Source organism: Nocardia sp. CY15 (assembly GCF_009829295.1).
In the GTDB taxonomy this organism is placed as follows: Bacteria; Actinomycetota; Actinomycetes; order Mycobacteriales; family Mycobacteriaceae; genus Nocardia; species Nocardia sputi.
This window is the reverse complement of record NZ_VUOT01000031.1, coordinates 1-16,858: the sequence shown is the minus strand read 5'-3', so window position 1 is coordinate 16,858 and position 16,858 is coordinate 1. Positions and strand designations below refer to the sequence as shown.

General features: G+C 67.5%; 20 protein-coding genes. 9 read left to right on the top strand and 11 right to left on the bottom strand.

All coding sequences use genetic code 11. From position 1 onward, the window contains the following. Positions 1 to 16: 16 nt before the first annotated feature. From GVY39_RS26975 to GVY39_RS26965, 3 genes are read right to left on the bottom strand one after another with little or no spacing between them, the layout of a single operon-like run. Positions 17 to 1,435: an NAD(P)(+) transhydrogenase (Re/Si-specific) subunit beta gene (locus GVY39_RS26975; RefSeq protein WP_159930382.1), complete on the bottom strand. Its 1,419-nt coding sequence runs from the start codon at positions 1,433 to 1,435 to the stop codon at positions 17 to 19. A gap of 3 nt (positions 1,436 to 1,438) precedes the next feature. Next, positions 1,439 to 1,765, bottom strand: a complete 327-nt coding sequence (locus GVY39_RS26970) for an NAD(P) transhydrogenase subunit alpha (protein WP_159930383.1) — start codon at positions 1,763 to 1,765, stop codon at positions 1,439 to 1,441. After that, positions 1,765 to 3,021: a Re/Si-specific NAD(P)(+) transhydrogenase subunit alpha gene (locus GVY39_RS26965; RefSeq protein ID WP_159930384.1), complete on the bottom strand. Its 1,257-nt coding sequence runs from the start codon at positions 3,019 to 3,021 to the stop codon at positions 1,765 to 1,767. The genes GVY39_RS26970 and GVY39_RS26965 overlap by 1 nt, the downstream gene beginning before the upstream one ends. A gap of 405 nt (positions 3,022 to 3,426) precedes the next feature. Here GVY39_RS26965 and GVY39_RS26960 point away from each other — a divergent pair, with 405 nt between their 5' ends. Genes GVY39_RS26960 through GVY39_RS26950 form a run of 3 tightly spaced genes read left to right on the top strand, consistent with a single transcriptional unit; the run spans position 3,427 to position 5,379 of the window. Next, a complete protein-coding gene (locus GVY39_RS26960) occupies positions 3,427 to 3,888 on the top strand; it encodes an HIT family protein (protein WP_195071604.1) in 462 nt (153 codons plus the stop codon). Beyond that, a complete protein-coding gene (locus GVY39_RS26955) occupies positions 3,885 to 4,721 on the top strand; it encodes a maleylpyruvate isomerase family mycothiol-dependent enzyme (protein ID WP_159930386.1) in 837 nt (278 codons plus the stop codon). Before GVY39_RS26960 ends, GVY39_RS26955 begins: the two co-directional genes overlap by 4 nt. A 4-nt stretch (positions 4,722 to 4,725) precedes the next feature. Then, the gene (locus tag GVY39_RS26950) at positions 4,726 to 5,379 is read left to right on the top strand and encodes a Type 1 glutamine amidotransferase-like domain-containing protein (RefSeq protein WP_159930387.1); all 654 of its coding nucleotides are present in this window, start codon (positions 4,726 to 4,728) and stop codon (positions 5,377 to 5,379) included. A 28-nt stretch (positions 5,380 to 5,407) separates the two neighbouring features. Here GVY39_RS26950 and GVY39_RS26945 read toward each other — a convergent pair whose 3' ends face one another. Next, complete coding sequence (locus GVY39_RS26945; protein WP_159930388.1) at positions 5,408 to 5,905, bottom strand: GtrA family protein; 498 nt, start codon at positions 5,903 to 5,905, stop codon at positions 5,408 to 5,410. Between the two features lie 141 nt (positions 5,906 to 6,046). On the opposite strand from GVY39_RS26945, the gene GVY39_RS26940 reads away from it, so the two are divergent. Together GVY39_RS26940 and GVY39_RS26935 are read left to right on the top strand one after the other, a co-directional pair. Continuing rightward, positions 6,047 to 7,405, top strand: a complete 1,359-nt coding sequence (locus GVY39_RS26940; RefSeq protein ID WP_236565763.1) for an FAD-binding oxidoreductase — start codon at positions 6,047 to 6,049, stop codon at positions 7,403 to 7,405. A gap of 46 nt (positions 7,406 to 7,451) precedes the next feature. Continuing rightward, positions 7,452 to 7,736, top strand: coding sequence for a GNAT family N-acetyltransferase (locus tag GVY39_RS26935; RefSeq protein WP_159930390.1), 285 nt, complete (start codon positions 7,452 to 7,454; stop codon positions 7,734 to 7,736). A gap of 112 nt (positions 7,737 to 7,848) precedes the next feature. Here the strand turns inward: GVY39_RS26935 and GVY39_RS26930 are convergent, their stop codons facing one another. Then, positions 7,849 to 8,046 carry a DUF397 domain-containing protein gene (locus GVY39_RS26930; RefSeq protein ID WP_159930391.1) on the bottom strand — a complete coding sequence of 66 codons (198 nt, stop codon included), beginning with the start codon at positions 8,044 to 8,046 and terminating at the stop codon, positions 7,849 to 7,851. Next, on the bottom strand, positions 8,043 to 9,041 hold the full coding sequence (locus GVY39_RS26925; RefSeq protein ID WP_236565764.1) for a helix-turn-helix transcriptional regulator: 999 nt from the start codon (positions 9,039 to 9,041) through the stop codon (positions 8,043 to 8,045). Before GVY39_RS26925 ends, GVY39_RS26930 begins: the two co-directional genes overlap by 4 nt. A gap of 210 nt (positions 9,042 to 9,251) precedes the next feature. Here GVY39_RS26925 and GVY39_RS26920 point away from each other — a divergent pair, with 210 nt between their 5' ends. The 4 genes from GVY39_RS26920 (at position 9,252) to GVY39_RS26905 (ending at position 11,076) form a co-directional block, all read left to right on the top strand. Further along, on the top strand, positions 9,252 to 9,683 hold the full coding sequence (locus GVY39_RS26920) for a DNA-directed RNA polymerase subunit beta (protein ID WP_223518563.1): 432 nt from the start codon (positions 9,252 to 9,254) through the stop codon (positions 9,681 to 9,683). Between the two features lie 343 nt (positions 9,684 to 10,026). Then, the gene (locus GVY39_RS26915) at positions 10,027 to 10,389 is read left to right on the top strand and encodes a hypothetical protein (protein WP_223518565.1); all 363 of its coding nucleotides are present in this window, start codon (positions 10,027 to 10,029) and stop codon (positions 10,387 to 10,389) included. 133 nt (positions 10,390 to 10,522) lie between these two features. Further along, on the top strand, positions 10,523 to 10,822 hold the full coding sequence (locus tag GVY39_RS26910) for a type II toxin-antitoxin system Phd/YefM family antitoxin (protein WP_159930393.1): 300 nt from the start codon (positions 10,523 to 10,525) through the stop codon (positions 10,820 to 10,822). Further along, positions 10,819 to 11,076: a Txe/YoeB family addiction module toxin gene (locus GVY39_RS26905; protein ID WP_159930394.1), complete on the top strand. Its 258-nt coding sequence runs from the start codon at positions 10,819 to 10,821 to the stop codon at positions 11,074 to 11,076. The genes GVY39_RS26910 and GVY39_RS26905 overlap by 4 nt, the downstream gene beginning before the upstream one ends. A 156-nt stretch (positions 11,077 to 11,232) precedes the next feature. Here the strand turns inward: GVY39_RS26905 and GVY39_RS26900 are convergent, their stop codons facing one another. The 5 genes from GVY39_RS26900 to GVY39_RS26880 form a co-directional block, all read right to left on the bottom strand. Further along, entirely contained in the window at positions 11,233 to 12,390 is a 1,158-nt protein-coding gene (locus GVY39_RS26900) for an acyl-CoA dehydrogenase (RefSeq protein ID WP_159930395.1), read from the bottom strand. A 164-nt stretch (positions 12,391 to 12,554) separates the two neighbouring features. After that, the gene (locus tag GVY39_RS26895; RefSeq protein WP_159930404.1) at positions 12,555 to 13,217 is read right to left on the bottom strand and encodes a TetR family transcriptional regulator; all 663 of its coding nucleotides are present in this window, start codon (positions 13,215 to 13,217) and stop codon (positions 12,555 to 12,557) included. Positions 13,218 to 13,362: 145 nt separating this feature from the next. Further along, the gene (locus tag GVY39_RS26890; protein ID WP_195071610.1) at positions 13,363 to 14,406 is read right to left on the bottom strand and encodes a hypothetical protein; all 1,044 of its coding nucleotides are present in this window, start codon (positions 14,404 to 14,406) and stop codon (positions 13,363 to 13,365) included. Between the two features lie 34 nt (positions 14,407 to 14,440). After that, a complete protein-coding gene (locus tag GVY39_RS26885; RefSeq protein WP_159930396.1) occupies positions 14,441 to 15,400 on the bottom strand; it encodes an RNA polymerase sigma-70 factor in 960 nt (319 codons plus the stop codon). Positions 15,401 to 15,535: 135 nt separating this feature from the next. After that, the gene (locus tag GVY39_RS26880) at positions 15,536 to 16,726 is read right to left on the bottom strand and encodes an NAD(P)/FAD-dependent oxidoreductase (RefSeq protein WP_159930397.1); all 1,191 of its coding nucleotides are present in this window, start codon (positions 16,724 to 16,726) and stop codon (positions 15,536 to 15,538) included. Positions 16,727 to 16,858: the final 132 nt, after the last annotated feature.

Below are 16,858 nucleotides of genomic sequence, written 5' to 3'. Positions count from 1 at the left end.
GCGCGAAACCTCTGGCCTACAACGCCTTCAGTTCCTCGGTGACCGCTCCGACGGACTTCTTGGCGTCGCCGAACAGCATGGAGGTGTGGTCGGCGTAGAACAGCGGGTTGTCGATGCCCGCGAAGCCGGAGTTCATCGAGCGCTTGAGCACGATCACCGACTTGGCCTGGTCGACGTTGAGCACGGGCATGCCGTAGATCGGGCTGGAGGCGTCCTCGCGGGCGGCGGGGTTGGTGACGTCGTTGGCGCCGATCACCAGGGCGACATCGGTGCGATTGAATTCGCCGTTGATGTCGTCCATTTCCTTGAGCGCGTCGTAGGAGACCTCGGCCTCGGCCAAAAGCACGTTCATGTGGCCGGGCATCCGACCGGCGACCGGATGGATGGCGTATTTGACCTCCACGCCCTTGGCCTCCAGCAACGACGCCATCTCCTTGACCGCGTGCTGCGCCTGGGCGACGGCCATGCCGTAGCCCGGGACGACGATCACCTGGTTGGCGTACGCCATCTGGATCGCGGCGTCCGCGGCGGAGGTGGCCTTGGCCTGCTTCTGCTCACCACCGGAGGCGCCCGGCGCGGTCCCGCCGCCACCGAAACCGCCCGCGACGATGGCCGGGATGGACCGGTTCATCGCCTTGGCCATCAGGTTGGTCAGGATGGTGCCGGACGCGCCGACGATCATGCCCGCGACGATCATGGCGGTGTTGTTCAACGCCAGACCCGCGGCCGCGGCCGACAAACCGGTCAGGGCGTTGAGCAGCGAGATGACCACCGGCATGTCCGCCCCGCCGATCGGCAGCACGACCATCAATCCGAGCACACCGGCGGCGAGCAGCAACAGCACCATCCACCACCACGGCGCGCCACCATCGGCGGCGCCGATGCCGATCACCACGGCGGCGACCACGGCGACGACGAGCAGCAGCAGGTTGAGCGGCTGCTGCAGCTTGCCGACCCCGATCGGTTTGCCGGGCAGGATCTCCTGCAGCTTGCCGAAGGCGATCAGCGAGCCCCAGAACGACACCGAACCGATGATCGCGGCGAACAACGATCCGACGATGATGTGCACGGTCGGTTCCTCACCGTGCTTGAACGCGGAGAAGCCGGTGGTGTCGAGGAATTCCGCCCACGCGATCAACGCGACCGTGCCGCCGCCGACGCCGTTGAACGCGGCCACCAGCTGCGGCATCGCGGTCATCTTGGTGTAGCGCGCGGGCGGCACGCCGAGCACGACACCGAGCACGAGCCCGGCGACGATCAGGATCCAGTTGCCGGTGTCGCGGACCGCGATCAGCGTCGCGACCACCGCGAGGCCCATACCGATCGCGGCGATCCAGTTGCCGCGCACCGCGGTCTTCGGTCCGGTCAGGCCCATCAGGCCGTAGATGAACAGCGAGAACGCGATGATGTAGAGGATGTTGACGAGGTTGTCCATGGCTTACTTCCCCGCCTTCGCAGAACTTTCGGCGGCGACCGGCTTCTTGCCCTTGAACATGCCGAGCATGCGGTCGGTGACCACGAAACCACCGACCACGTTCAAGGTTCCGAAGACCAGCGCCACGAACAGGATGATCTGGATGCCGATCGACGGGTCGTCCATCTTGCCGAGGGTGACCAGCGCACCCAGCACGACGATGCCGTGGATGGCGTTGGTGCCCGACATCAGCGGCGTGTGCAGCGTGTTCGGGACTTTGGAGATCACGGCGAAACCGACGAACCCCGACAGCACGAGGATCGCGATATTCGCCAGCAGTTCGGTATACATCAGTTCTCCACCTTCGCCTCGGTCGTCTCCGCCACCTCAGCCGTATTCGTTCCCTCGGTCGACTCCGCGACCTCAGCGACAGTCGACTCCGCCGCCGCAGCGGCCGCGGGCGACTCCACCGTCTCGGTCGCGGCGGCCGATTCGGTCGCATCACGAGTGACGCAGGAATCAGCGAGCACCTGATCGCTGAAATCCGGTGCGAGCTCGCCGTCGACCAGCATCAGTTCCAGCAGCGCCGCGATGTTCTTGGAGTACAACTCGCTCGCGTGCTCGGGCATGGTGGCGGGCAGGTTCAACGGCGAGGCGATGGTCACCTCGTGCTTCACCACGGTCCGGCCGGGTTCGGTCAGCTCACAGTTACCGCCGGTCTCACCGGCCAGGTCCACGATCACGCTGCCCGGTTTCATTCCCGCGACCGCTTCGGCGGTCACCAACCTGGGCGCGGGACGCCCCGGCACCAACGCGGTCGTGATCACCACGTCGAAGCCCTTGATCGCGTCCTCCAGAGCCTGCTGCTGAGCGGCCTTCTCCTCGTCGGTGAGCTCACGGGCGTACCCGCCCTCACCCGCGGCATCGATACCCAGGTCCAGCCACTGCGCACCCACCGACCGCACCTGATCGGCCACCTCCGGCCGCACGTCGTAACCGGTGGTCCGCCCGCCCAGACGCTTCGCGGTCGCGAGAGCCTGCAGGCCGGCGACGCCCACACCGAGCACCAGCACCGTCGCGGGCTTCACCGTGCCCGCCGCGGTGGTCAGCATCGGGAAGAACCGCGTCGACTCCGACGCGGCCAGCAACACCGCCTTGTAACCGGCGACGTTCGCCTGCGAGGACAACGCGTCCATTACCTGCGCACGGGAGATCCGCGGAATCGCCTCCACGGCGAACGCCTGCACCCCCGCCGACTTCAACGCGGCGATCTGATTGTCGGCGTTGCGCGGCGCGAGGAATCCGATCAGCGTCTGCCCCGACGACAGCTTCGCGACCTCGGCGTCACTGGGCGGGGCCACCTTCACCACCACGTCCGCCGACCACGGATCACCGATCGACGCGCCCACCTCCACGTAGGCTTCGTCGGGGATCAGCGCACCCTGCCCGGCCCCGGACTCGATGACGACCTCCACGCCCTGCTTCAACAGCGACGGAATGATCTTCGGCACCAAAGCGACACGTCGCTCGCCCGCGTTGGATTCGCGGACGACACCGACACGCGCGCCGCGCGGCGATGGATCGCCTACGCTCTGCGTTGTCTCCACTTGTCAGACTTCCTTCTCTTACTGAGCTTCAGGCAACGGGTAGACGTCCGGACGATGTTACCGCTGAGTAAGTTCGTCCAAATCCTCGCCACTGTACCTGGCCCGCGGTGAGCCTAGCTGAGATGCCCGTCACACACGCCGGACGAATCGCGCCGGTAAGCCGGATGTCCCGGTCGCCTCGGAGCGCGCCGCCCGCCGCCGAGCAACGAGTTGCTCGTTTTCCTTCTCGATGTGTGATCGTTGTCGCCGCCGGTGAACACAGCAAGACCGTACGAAGAAGTTCGTTACCAACCTCGAGGTTCGATACCTGGTCTCGGCCTCGCCGGGACGGGCGCGGTGACCCGCGTCATGCCGATCGCCCGTCCGGGCTGTTCCGGTCGGCTCGTACGCCGTATGGTCCAGCGTGTGAACGACTGCGTCTTCTGCCGCATCGTGGCGGGCGAGGCACCGGCGGCGAAAGTGTACGAGGACGACACGCTGTGCGCGTTCCTCGACATCCGGCCGGTCGCCCGCGGGCACACGCTGGTCATACCGAAACGGCACGCCGCCGAACTGGAGGACCTCGACGCCGAACTCGGCGCGCAGATCTTCCGGGCCGGGCATCGGCTCGCACTGGCCATCCGGCGCAGCAGCCTCGCCGCCGATGGGGCCAATCTGGTGCTCAACGACGGCACCGCCGCCTTCCAGACCGTCCCGCACGTCCACCTGCACGTGATCCCCCGCCGGCATGGCGACACGCTGAAGTTCGCCAAGGGGTTTCTGCTGCGTCGCCCGCACGACCCCGTCGCCACCGCCGCGGCCATCCGGGGCGGCATCGCGGCATTGGACAACGAGGGCGAAGGCCCGGAAAAGGAAACCGACGGATGACCGAGACGCTGGACCGCACCGTGCTGATCGACCTGTTGTCCCGGCAATGGGGCGCGATCGACGCGCTGGTCGCTCCGCTGGACGAGGACCGTTGGCGTACTCCGTCGTCGCTGCCCGGCTGGACGGTGTTCGACCTCGTCGCCCACGTCATCGGCACCGAGTCGTGGCTGCTGGGTGATCGCCCGCCCGCGCACGACCCGACCAGGGCCAAGACCGACGTGCGCACCCTCCCCTACGTGCGCAACGAGACCGCGGTGCTCAACGAGATCTGGGTGGACCGGCTGCGCCCACTGCCCGGCGCCCGGCTGCTCGAGCTCTATCGCGACGTCGTGGACCGCAGGCGTGCGGCGCTCGCCGCGCTGGGCGATGCCGAGTGGCAGAAGGAAACGGTGTCGCCGATCGGGCAGATCACCTATGGCCGCTTCATGCGAGTGCGGTTGTTCGATTGTTGGATGCACGAACTCGACATCGCCGATGCGCTCGGGGTCACGGTCGAGGAGGGCGGCCTACGCGGCGAACTGGCATTCCTCGAGTTCGGGCGCAGCATCCCGCGCGTGGTGGTCAAGAAAGGCGGTGCGCCCGACGGCGCCCGGATCACCTTCGCGCTGAGCGGTCCGCTGGCCAGGACGTTGCACATCCAGGTGGCGGGCCGGGCGAGCTACGTGGACGCCTTCGACGAACCGGCTACGGTCGAGATCGGTCTGGACTCGCGGCTTTTCGTGCGTCTCGGTGGCGGCCGGACGACCGCCGAGGAGCACTGGGACGAGATCACCATCGACGGTGACGCCGAACTGGGGCAGCGCGTCATCCGCCACCTGGCCTTCACCATCTGACGCGATGCGACTCTTCCTCTCCAGCTACCGATTCGGGGCGCACTACGACCGGCTCGTCGCACTCGCGGGCCCGCCGGGCCGGGTCGCGGTGATACCGAATGCCTGCGACGCCTGGCCGGAGGCGTGGGCGGGCGCGGTGACCAGCGACGTGACGCCACTGCGCCAGCTCGGCTACACGCCGGAGGTGCTCGACCTGCGCGAGTACGCCGGGCGGGAAGCCGAGCTGGAGCGGAAGCTGGCCGAGTTCCCGCTGGTGTGGGTGCGCGGCGGCAACACGTTCGTTCTGCGCGCCCAGTTCGCCCGCAGCGGAGCGGACCGAGCTCTTCCCCGGCTGCTCGCCGCCGACGCGCTGGTCTACGCCGGTTACAGCGCCGGGGCCTGCGTACTGACCCCGGACCTGCACGGCCTGGAGTCGGTGGACGACCCCGGCGAGGTCGCCCCGGCGTGCGGAGTGCAACCGCGGTGGGATGGCCTCGGATTGGTCGACCGCCGGATCGTGCCGCACATCGATTCGGCCACCGACCCCGAGGGTGACTGCACTCGGCTCGCCGCCCGTTACCGCGCCGAAGGCGTCGCGCACTGGGCGCTCACCGACGAGGACGCGATCGTCGTCGACGGCGCGCGCACCGAAGTGCTGATCAATCCAGCGAGGTCATGAACGGAGGGGTGGCACGCAGCGCTTCGACTCACGTCGCGTCAGGTGCGAGCGCCGGTTCCGGCTCGGCGGCCCGGCGGAAGACCACCCAGCGCATCGCGCTGTACATGTAGACGGCTTCGCACGCGCCCGCCAGCAACCGGGACAGGTGGTACTGCAGGCCCAGCGCGGTCAGTCCGCTGCCGACGCCGAGGATGAACGCGAGGTAGTTGACCACGACCACCACCACATACACCGCAGCCTGCCTGCCCACCGGCGCGTGCGAATGGAAGTTGAACGTGCGGTTGAGCACGAAGCCGAGCCCGAACGCGCACACGTAGGACAGCCACACCGGCAGATCGAACCACCCGTGCAAGATCGTCAGCAGGGCCAGGTCGACACCGAAGGTGCCGCTGTTGATCAGCCCGAAACCCAGGAAGGTGGGCGGCACAAGACGGTTCAGCCCGAATGGAAGCCGGTCCACGACGGCCTCGCACCAGTGGGTGAACCGGTCGGCGATCGTGTCGGCGGTCTCGGACAGCTCATGCACGCGACCAGGGTGACAGCGGCAGGTGTCCGTCAGATGAGCGGACGGCGACCGGCCGGTGGCTCAGCCGGTCTCCCTCGGTCGCACACGCGCAGCAGTCGGCCGGTCGGCGGAAATCGGGCGCGGGGCGCTAGCGTGAAGGTTGTGGACCTGGATGATCTGATCGCGGCTCTCCCCGACGGCACGGTGCTCACCGACGCCGACCTGCTGGCGGGCTACCGGCAGGACTGGGCGCGCGATCCCGAGGCGGGAACCGCCCTGGCCGTGGTACGCGCCACCAGCACCGACGACGTGGCCGCGACGCTGCGGTGGGCCACCGCGCAGCGCGTCCCGGTGATCCCGCGCGGGGCCGGATCCGGTCTCTCCGGCGGTGCGACGGCCGTCGACGGAGCGATCGTGCTGACCACCGAACGGATGCGCGCGATCACCGTCGACCCGGTGACGCGCACCGCCGTGGTGCAACCCGGCCTGCTCAACGCCGAGGTCAAGCGCGCGGTCGCGGAGTACGGCCTGTGGTACCCGCCCGACCCGTCGTCGTTCGAGATCTGCTCGATCGGCGGCAACGCCGCGACCAACGCGGGCGGGCTCTGCTGTGTCAAATACGGCGTGACCACCGATTACGTGCTCGGCATGCAGGTCGTGCTCGCCGACGGCACCGCCGTGCGACTCGGCGGTCCCCGATTGAAGGACTCGGCCGGCCTGTCGCTGACCAAGCTGTTCGTCGGCAGCGAGGGCACACTGGGCGTGATCACCGAGCTGACCTTGCGGCTGCTGCCCGCGCAACCGCCGCAGAGCACGGTCGTCGCCAGCTTCGCCACGCTCACCGCGGCCACCGAGGCGATCCTGACCATCACCGGCGAACTGCGGCCGTCGATGCTCGAGTTCATGGACTCGGTGTCGATCAACGCCGTGGAGGACGAGTTGCGGATGGGATTGGACCGGCAGGCGGCCGCGCTGCTGGTCGCGCGCTCCGACGCACCAGGCGAATTCGCCCGGCGCGAAGCCGAGATCATGGCCGCGGCCTGTGAGAAGGCGGGCGCGACAGAGGTTTTCCACACCGAGGATCCCGACGAAGGAGAGGCGTTCACGGCTGCCCGGCGTCTGGCGATTCCCGCCGTCGAAAAGCTCGGACCGCTATTGCTGGAGGACGTCGGCGTGCCCCTGCCCCGGCTCGGTGATCTGGTGAGCGGCGTCGCCGAGATCGCCGAGCGCAACGCGGTGACGGTGTCGGTGATCGCCCACGCGGGCGACGGCAACACCCACCCGCTGATCGTGCACGACCCGTCGGATGCCGACCTCACCGCGCGGGCGCACCGCGCCTTCGGCGAGATCATGGATCTGGCCATCGCCCTCGGCGGCACCATCACCGGCGAGCACGGCGTCGGACGTTTGAAGAAAGCATGGCTGCCCGAGCAGCTCGGCCCCGACGTGATGGCTCTGACCCGGCGCATCAAAGACGCGCTCGACCCGGACGGCATCCTCAACCCCGGCGCGATCCTGTAGCCGCCACGCCGGAACATTCCCCACCGCCAAGGAGTTCTACCCGATCATGACGACCAGGCTCGAGCACAACGTCGCCGACACCCGTTTCGAGATCTACATCGACGACACCCTCGCCGGGTACGCCGACTACGCCGAACGCGCGGACCTGAAGGTCCGCGACTTCCACCACACCATGACCTTCCCCGAAGTCCGGGGCCGAGGAGTAGCCGCCCAAGTCGTCGAATACGCCCTCGACGACTCCCGCAACGCGGGCTTCTCGGTCATCCCCACTTGCTGGTATGTGGAGAAGTACATCGCCGAACACCGGGAGTACGCGGACCTGGTCTCCTGAGCGACGCGCCGCGAGTTGGCCGCTCACCGAGAGGTCCACTCGCGGTCGCGACAGCCATGGGCCGCCCGCGGACGCCCCGTGTAGCGGGGCAAAAGCGAGGTGCCGGATGGGTTCAGGGACGATCGTCGGCAATACCAGTGGTGAAGGCGTCCCACTCGCCGGGTGCGAACACCAGCGCCGGGCCGGTCGGGTTCTTGGAATCCCGCACGCCGACCTGCCCTCCCTCGAGGAAGGCGACCTCGACACATGCTTTGTCAGCCCCACTGTGGCTGCTTTTGAACCATCTCGCCTCGCAGCACTCGATGTTCACGGTGCGTACTCCCTTGCTATCTGCCGGATCAGCTTCTTACTCTGGTCCGGGTCCAGCGCCGCGCGCTCGAACTTCTGGTAGGCATCGACATACCGGCGCACAGCGCCGAGCTTCTCGAGGTACAAATCGCCCGTGAAGCTTTCGACGTAGACAACTGTAGGCTCCTTCGGCTGTCGCTTACCGTCGCCCCCGGACTTCAAAATCACGAACGGCCCGACGGCCACACCCATCGGGAATCCAGCTGAGAACGGGAGCACTCGGATCGTGACGTTGGGCAGGCCCATGAGGTCCACCAGATGTCGGAGTTGGGCGGACATGATGCGATCGTCGCCCACAATTCCCCGAAGCACGGACTCTCGAAGGATGGCGTTCACGGTCACGGGTTTCGTTTTGCGGGTGATCAGCGCTTGACGCTTGCGTCGGAGGTGGACCCGACGCTCATGTTCCAGCGGAGTCTCGTCGGGGTAGCCAGCGCGGATCAGCCCACTCGCGTACGCGGGGGTCTGAAAAATCCCAGGAACAAGTTCGGGCTCGTACCAAGTCAAAGCCCGCGCAGTGGCTTCCAGATCCACGAACACATCGAAGTTCTCAGGGATCAGATCGCCGAACTCATGCCACCACGACTTCACACTGGCCTGCTTCGCGAGTCCGACGAGTGCGGTCGTGTACTCCTCGGTGAAGTCGTAGATCTTGCACAGCGCCTCGATATCGACGGTGCGGATACGCTCGGTCTTGCCGACCTCCATGCGCTGAACGGTGCTGACGCTCCACTGCATCCGTTCCCCCACATCGGCCAACGTCAATCCCGCCGCTTCGCGTCCGTTCCGCAGGTGCCTGCCGAGCTGACGACGAGGGAGGGTCGAGCCACCACTTTCGGCCATGCCGGATTCCTGTCCACTCGGGCGGCCCGGGCTTCTCATCTCCGGGCCAATTCTCATTGCAGGATGAAAAACATGCTGGTGGAGCTGATGAGATCTCATCTTCACGTAGTTCATCGAGCACGTCCAGTGATTCGCTGAAGTTGCGCCCGGGAGGGCACGCGGAAACGCGTCCCCCACAACGTTGTTCGCTCCCACCCGTCCCGGTATCGATCAGGGCTGGTCGCGGACCGGGCGCACCTGAACCCCTCCGACGAAGCAGAGGTCTCGATGCGCCACATAGCGTTTGGGAACACACCGTTGTCTCGCTGCCACTACTACCGCCAGGTGTGCGGCCTCCCCGCGACCGTCGACCCTCCCCAGATCGGGCGCATCGTCGTCCGCACCGGGATGGTCTGGGCGATCACCATGCCCGCCGTGCTGGGACAGCACGTGAAGGTGTGGATGCAGAACCACGGCCAAGAGCTGGGGCCGATCCTGTCGCATCCACGGTCGAAACGGTGGACGTACATCATCCGGCCGGATCTGCCGGACGACGTACCACTGTTCGCCGAGATGTTCCGCTTGAACGTGTCCATCATCCGCTACGGCGGGCTGATCGCGATGCCGAGCCCCGCAGATCGAGGAACCAAGTTCCGCGCGTGGATAACGTGGCCCGACACGACTTTTCGGCCCTCCGGTCGTCTCGTCGTCACGGCGATCCGTAGCTGCGTGGCCGAAAAGGCCGCGCGCCGTCGGCGATGGGCGGCATATGCCTGACCGTGCGCCATCCCCCCTCCCCTCCGAGCCGGACGTCCACCTGTCGGTGTTCTGGCACGGAGCCCGCCTCGACTTCGTCGCCTGCGTCACGGCCGCATGCCTCTTCGTCCAGGAATGGCGCGCACACCACTGGCACGACGCCGTGCAGGTATCCACAGACGACACCGACGGCTACCCGCGATTGCCGTGCGAACGCCTGTACTTGGAACCTTGATATCGACCTGCCCGGCTCAACGGTGGTCCGCAGCGACAGGCCCGCCCTAGGGGCGAAGCGAATTAAACCTACCGGCAGTAACATTCGCCGGTCTCGGCCGAAGATCGAACTGAAACAGGAGGAGCTTTCATGAAGAAGACGATTGTCGCCGCCGCACGGGTCGCGGCCGCTGGTGTTTCGGGTCTCGCCTTCGTCGCGATCGTCGGTTCCGGCACCGCCCAAGCCGCGCCGCAGGATTGCGCCGTCCAGCGGGATCTTTCCGGCGCGTCGGCGACTTGCCAACCCGACGGAGGAAGTAACTACGTCCTGCATGTCGATTGCGTCGGCCTCTACGCCAGCGGCCCGTTTCCGCTCTACGGCATCGGGCCCTACCAGGCACTCAGCTATCCCTTCACGCCGAACGGCCAGCGCATCACCACGGGCTGCACGGGAATGGGTCCCGGTGTGTTCGCAGTAGCCACCAACGCTTACGTCGAGATCTACCGCGGCTAGGCGTAGCCGCCAGCCGTCCTGGCATGCTCTCCATAAAACCGTTCGGGCGGCCCGCGGTCTGTGCGGGCGACCGGTAGAGCTGTCCGCCGATTTACCCACCCCTTTCCTGTACAGGATCCTGTACAGTGAAGGCATGAAGCCGATGACTTATACCGAGGCGCGAGCCAACTTCGCATCGGTTCTCGACAGCGCCACCGAAGACCTGGAAGAGGTGGTGATCACTCGGGCGGGCCACGAACCTGCCGTCGTTGTCGCGCTCAGCGAGTATCAAGCGCTACAAGAGACCGCGTATCTGCTCGGCAGTCCGGCTAATGCGCGGCACCTCGAACGGTCCATAGCCGAACATCGCGGCGGCGGCGCAACGCCTCGCGAGCTAGTAGACGTTGACGAGGGGCCCGAAGGCAACGTAACGCCCGGCAAGGCGAGCGCGTGAAACTGACGTTTACAGATCCCGCCTGGGACGACTACCAGTGGTGGCTGGCCAACGACAAGAAGATCTTGCGCCGGATCAACACACTGATTGCGGACATCAAGCGCAACGGCTACGAAGGGATCGGGAAGCCGGAAGCTTTGAAACATCATCTGGCCGGTTATTGGTCGCGACGAATCACGACTGAACATCGGATCGTGTACGCCATCGAGGATGACTCAGTCGTGATCATCGCATGCCGCTACCACTACGAGTGATCGAAGCAGCCGGGACCGCTGATCGGTGTCGTTGAGCTGAGAGCGAGCGCGGACGCTATCGACAGAATGTTCGGGCGGCCCGCGCTCCTCCACGGCCTGGAGACGGCCGCAGAGCGTGCGCAGGCACGCCCGAACCTCCGGTGATCCAGGAAAAGCTCACTTGAGCAGGGCACGACTCATCACCAGGCGCTGGATCTGGTTGGTGCCCTCGTAGATCTGGGTGATCTTGGCGTCGCGCATCATGCGCTCCACCGGGAAGTCGGTGGTGTAGCCCGCGCCGCCGAACAGTTGGACGGCGTTGGTGGTGACTTCCATGGCGACGTCGGAGGCGAAGCACTTGGCGGCGGCGGAGATGAAGCCGAGGTTCTGCTCGCCGCGCTCGGCGCGGGCGGCCGAGGTGTACACCATGAGGCGGGCGGCCTCGATCTTCATCGCCATGTCGGCGAGCATGAACTGGGTGTTCTGGAAGTCGGCGATCGACTTGCCGAACTGCTTGCGGTCCTTGGTGTAGGCGATGGCCGCGTCCAGCGCGCCCTGGGCGAGGCCGACGGCCTGCGCGCCGATGGTGGGGCGGGTGTGGTCGAGGGTCTGCAGCGCGGTCTTGAAACCGGTGCCCGGCTCGCCGACGATGCGGTCACCCGGCACCCGGCAGTTCTCGAAGTACAGCTCGGCGGTGGGCGAGCCCTTGATGCCGAGCTTGTGCTCCAGCGGGCCGACCACGAAACCCTTGTCGTCCTTGTGCACCAGGAAGGCGGAGATGCCGTTGGCGCCCTTCTCCGCGTCGGTCACCGCCATCACGGTGTACCAGGATGATTTGCCGCCGTTGGTGATCCAGCACTTGGAGCCGTTGATGATCCAGTCGTCACCCTCTTGCTTGGCGCGGGTGCGCATGCTCGCCGCGTCGGAGCCCGCTTCGCGTTCCGACAGCGCGTAGGAGGCCATCTCGCCGTTGACGATGTCGGCCAGCACCTTCTGCTTCAGCTCCTCGGAGCCGTTCAGGATCAGGCCCATCGTGCCGAGCTTGTTGACGGCGGGAATCAGCGAGGACGAGCCGCACACGCGGGCGACCTCTTCGATGACGATGCAGGTGGCCACCGAGTCCGCGCCCTGGCCGCCGTAGGCCTCGGGCACGTGCACGGCGTTGAAGCCGGAGGCGTTCAGCGCGGCCAGCGCCTCCTCCGGGAAGCGGGAGTTGCCGTCGACGTCCTTGGCGTGCGGGGCGATCTCCTTCTCCGCCAGAGCGCGGATCGCGGCGCGCAGCTCATCGTGGAAGTCCTCGAGCTTGAACAGGTCGAAATCGGGGTTTCCCGCCATCGGGTTCACTCCTGGTCGTCGGTGGTGATCGCTGATTCCCGCCAAGTGGAGTCAGCGCATCGGCACTCAGTGCCACATCCCGGTCGAGTATACGCGCAAGAACGCTGACCACGTGCAGATATTACGTGGCACTCAGTGTCAGATCGGTCGCAATCCGATCCGCCTCAGAGAGTACCGAGCTTCCGGACCAGCAGGTCCGCGATCTGCCTGGGTGGGACATCGCGCGGGAAGACTGCGACGACCAGATCCTCGGCATTCGCGGCACGCCCGGCACCGCGCGGGATCGCGGCCAGCTCCACCCGCAGGTCGGCGGCGCCCGCGTCCGACTCGCCCCGCACCATCCGGCGCAACAGATAGTTGTGCGTCGCCGTGACGGCCGCGGTGAACTGCACTCGCGCCAGATCCGGGGCCTCCGGCAGCCGCTCCCGCAAGAAGTCGGTGAACAACCGTTCGTAGCGGAACACCGTGACGATCTCCCGCTCACGCAGCGCGGGCACCCGGCGCACCACCTGATACCGCCGCGCCGCGATCTCCCGCCACTGCGTGAACCGCTCGAATACCAGCACCACCGCCGCGCACACCGCCTCCCAGGGGTCCTCGCGCGACGCGGATAGGAATTCCGCCGCCTGCGCGAGCTGCGACTCGTGATCGGCGAAGATCACGTCCTCCTTCGACCGGAACTGCCGGAAGAACGTCCGCCGCGAGATCCCCGCCGCCTCCGCGATCTCGTCCACCGTCGTCGCCTCGTACCCCTTCTCGGCGAACAACCGCAGCGCCTGATCCACCACCGTCAGCCGAAAATGCGCGGTGTCGTCGTCTCCCCGCATCCGAGCGATATCCCCTGTAGTCACGCACCAACCGTAGCCAGCGGCCGAAGGTAGGAATCCTCCTGCCGGTCACCTCAGTGGCGGGAAGTCGCCGACGCTCCGGGCATCGGATGCCACCGCCGGCCGGCTTACCGCTCGATGCGGGTCAGCTGGCGAGGGTGGCGTGCTGTGGGCCGGTGGGTGCGTCGCGCACCGCGCCGTTGGCGGCACGACGCGCGCGCGACCCGCCGACCAGGCAGAGTGCGACACCGAGCGCGAGCCAGGCCAGCAGGACGATGACGGCTTGGGTGGCGCCGCGTCCGTCGAAGAAGGCGGTGGAGCGCAGCAACCTGCCGCCCGCGCCGGGCGGCAGCAGCTGGCCGAACGCGCCGGACCAGCCGGGCAGCATCTCCGGCGCGGTCGCGGCACCCGACAGGGGGTTGCCGATGAGCATCATGACCACGGCGCCGATTCCGATTCCGACGTATCCCGACAGGGATTCCAGCCCGAGGACGATCAAGGAGGTGGCCGCGATGCTGAGGGCGACCGCGCCGGAGTTGGCGAGGTAGGAGCCGCTCAGCGAGCCGAACCAGAACTGCAGGATCGCTGCCACGGCCAGGCCGCCGGTGACCGCGAAGGCGAGTGCCCCGGTGACCCGGCGGACGGCGCCACGAACGAGCCTGGTCAGCAGCACGGCGGCCAGCAGACCGCCCATGACAAGGGGCAGGGCGCCTGCGGCCAAGCCCGCGCCGCGTGGGTCGTCGGCGGGCAGGGCGGCGAGATCGCGGACTGCGGGCGGTGTGCCGGTGCTGCCCGCCTGGCCGAGGCCGGTCGCCATTGTCTGCAAGGTCTGGGCGACCGCGGTGCTGGCTGCGGAGGCGAGGAGGACCTGCGGGGCGCCGGAACTCAGGTCGATCGCCCCGTAGACCTGCCGGTCACGGATGAGTTGTTCGGCGGCCGCGGTGTCGGCGACTTCGGTGAACTCGAAGCCGTGCGGGAGACGGTGATCGAGGGCGGCGCGAACCTGCCCGACCACCGTGGCCGGCCCCGCGACGGCGATCGGCACATCGTGTACCGAGGATCGTACCGATGGCCAGGCGAAAGCGATCAGCAGCAGGCTGACGATCGCTGTCAGCAGGGCTACAGCTGCGGCCACTGTCGTCCATCGGGACGGAAGCGGGTCGGTGGCGAGCGGTGCCCGCGTGGTCATGTCTTCTCCTCGAACAGTGGGCCGTGGCTGGTGTTCATCGCAGGGTGAGTGGGGTCTCGGATTCGATGTGGGTCAGTTTCTGCGGGTTGCGCACGTAGTAGAGGCCGGTGATGCGGGCGTCCTCGACGCGCATCGCGATGACGCCGTCGAGCGCTCCCTCGACGTGCAGCGCCAACGCGGGACTGCCGTTGATCGAGGTCGGCTCGACGGTGAGCGTGACCTTGTTCTTGGTGAGGCCGCCGACGATGAAGCGCGCGACCTTGTCGGCGCCGATGACCGGCCGTGGCGTGGCCTGTTTGATGCCACCTCCGTCACTGATCGCCACGACGTCGGGGGCGAGTACGTCGAGCAGGCCTTGCAGGTCCCGTGTTTCCAACGCCCGGCGGAAAGCCTCGGCAGCCGCCTCGGCCTGGCGCGCGGTGACCGAGCGACGTGGTCGGCGGGCTTCGACGTGGCGGCGGGCGCGGTGGGCGATCTGGTGCACGGCCGCCGGGGTTTTGTCGACCGCCGCGGCGATCTCGTCGTAATCGATCCCGAATGCCTCACGCAGCACGAACACCGCGCGCTCGGTCGGGCTCAATGTCTCGAGGACGAGCATCAGAGCCATCGACACGCTTTCGGAGAGCTCGACATCGACGGCCACGTCCGGAGTGGTGAGCAGCGGCTCCGGCAGCCAGGAGCCGACGTACGACTCTCTGCGGCGCTTCATCGACCGCAGCCGGTTGAGCGCTTGGCGAGTGGTGATGCGAACCAGGTAGGCGCGTGGGTCGTCGACGTTCGTCGCGTCGACCGCGATCCAGCGCAGCCAGGCTTCCTGCATGACGTCTTCGGCGTCGGCCGCTGACCCGAGCATCTCGTAGGCGACGGTGAACAGCAGCCTGCGGTGGGCGACGAACGTCTCGGTCGCTTCGATGGTGGCGTAGTCGCCGCTGTCGCGACCCGCTGCCGTGTCACCGGCCCGCCGACGCCCACGGGGTTCACTTGTTGTGTCCATGGGGTCCTCCCCAGTCGGCCATTGTCAGGTCCGGCTCCCGGTAGCCCGGTGGCGCCCAGGGCGGCAGCGTCCGTACTTCAGGCGCTGCCGCACCCGTGCAGCCGAGATCACCGGCCCGACCACGATGGCGGTGTCCTACGCGACCCGTGCCGCCGCGTCGTCGCGCTGAGCCTGCAGCAGCGCCGGCCTGTGCTTGCCGTCCTTGGGCCAGGAGTGCGAGCCGGGTTTGTGCGCTTCCTCCACCAAATGTTCGACGCTGGCGGCGCAGGAGAATTCCTTGAGCTTCTTGCCCACGGGTCCGGTGAAGTAGAGCCGGATCGCGGTGTCGTCCTTGTGGGCGAGCTGGAAGATCCCGGCGCGGCGGCCGAAGCTGATGCACATGGCGGGAAACGACAGATCGACCGGCTCCGGCTGCTCACCGGCGATCCGGTGCAGCACCGTGTCGGCGGCGTGGGCGCCCAGGCATCCCGCGGCGTAGGCGCTCATCCGGAACGGCAGATCCGACGGTGCCGCCGAATCGCCCGCCGCGACGATGCGCTCGTCATCGACGCTGGTCAGCGTCTCATCGGTGAGCAGCCGCCCGGCGGTGTCGGTGCTCAGCCCGCTGCGGGCGGCCAGATCGGGCACGCCGAAGCCAGCCGTCCATATGGTGACCTGACTGTTCAGCGTGCGGCCACCGCTGAGTCGTACGGACTCCGGTGTCACCTCCGTGACCGACGCGTCGGGGCCTTCCAGCACGCTGACGCCCAGCTTGGCGAGGTACTTGTGGGCGGTGCGCCGGGCCTTCGGATGCAGGTACGGACCGAGCACCTCGCCACAGACCAACGTGACCCTGCGGCCCTGCTCCGCCAGCTCCGCGGCGGTCTCGATACCGGTCGGACCACCACCCACGACCGTCACCGCGGCCGTGATCGGCGTGTCGAACAGCACCGACCGCAACCGCCGCGCCGCCTCCAGGGTGGCGATCGGGTAGGCGAACTGCCCCGCGCCGGGCACCCGCGGGCCCGCGCTGCCGCTGCCCACCGCGTAGATCAGGTAGTCGTAGCCGATCTCGCCGCCCTCGGCCAGCGTCACCCTCCGCCCGGCCGCGTCGATCCCGGTCACGTTGTCCACGACCAGCCGGATGCCCTCGGCCAGCACTTCTCGAAAGTCGACGACCGCGTCGTGGGTCCCGCCCACCAACTGGTGCAGCCGCAACCGCGGAACGAACGCCTGGCGCGGATTGACCACCGTCACCGCCACGTCCGCACGCTGGGTCAGGCGGTTGGCCGCCATCACACCGGCATATCCCCCGCCGACCACGACCACTTCGGTTTTCTCGCTCATGGTGTCTCCCTAAGTTTGTGGGTGTCTGGGGTTGGTGCCCTGGATGCCCAGGGCGGTGGGGTGTAGCTGATGGTTGGTTGCTGTTGTTGTGGCTGCGAAGGAATGGCTGCCCCACCGTGCTGGACGCTCCGG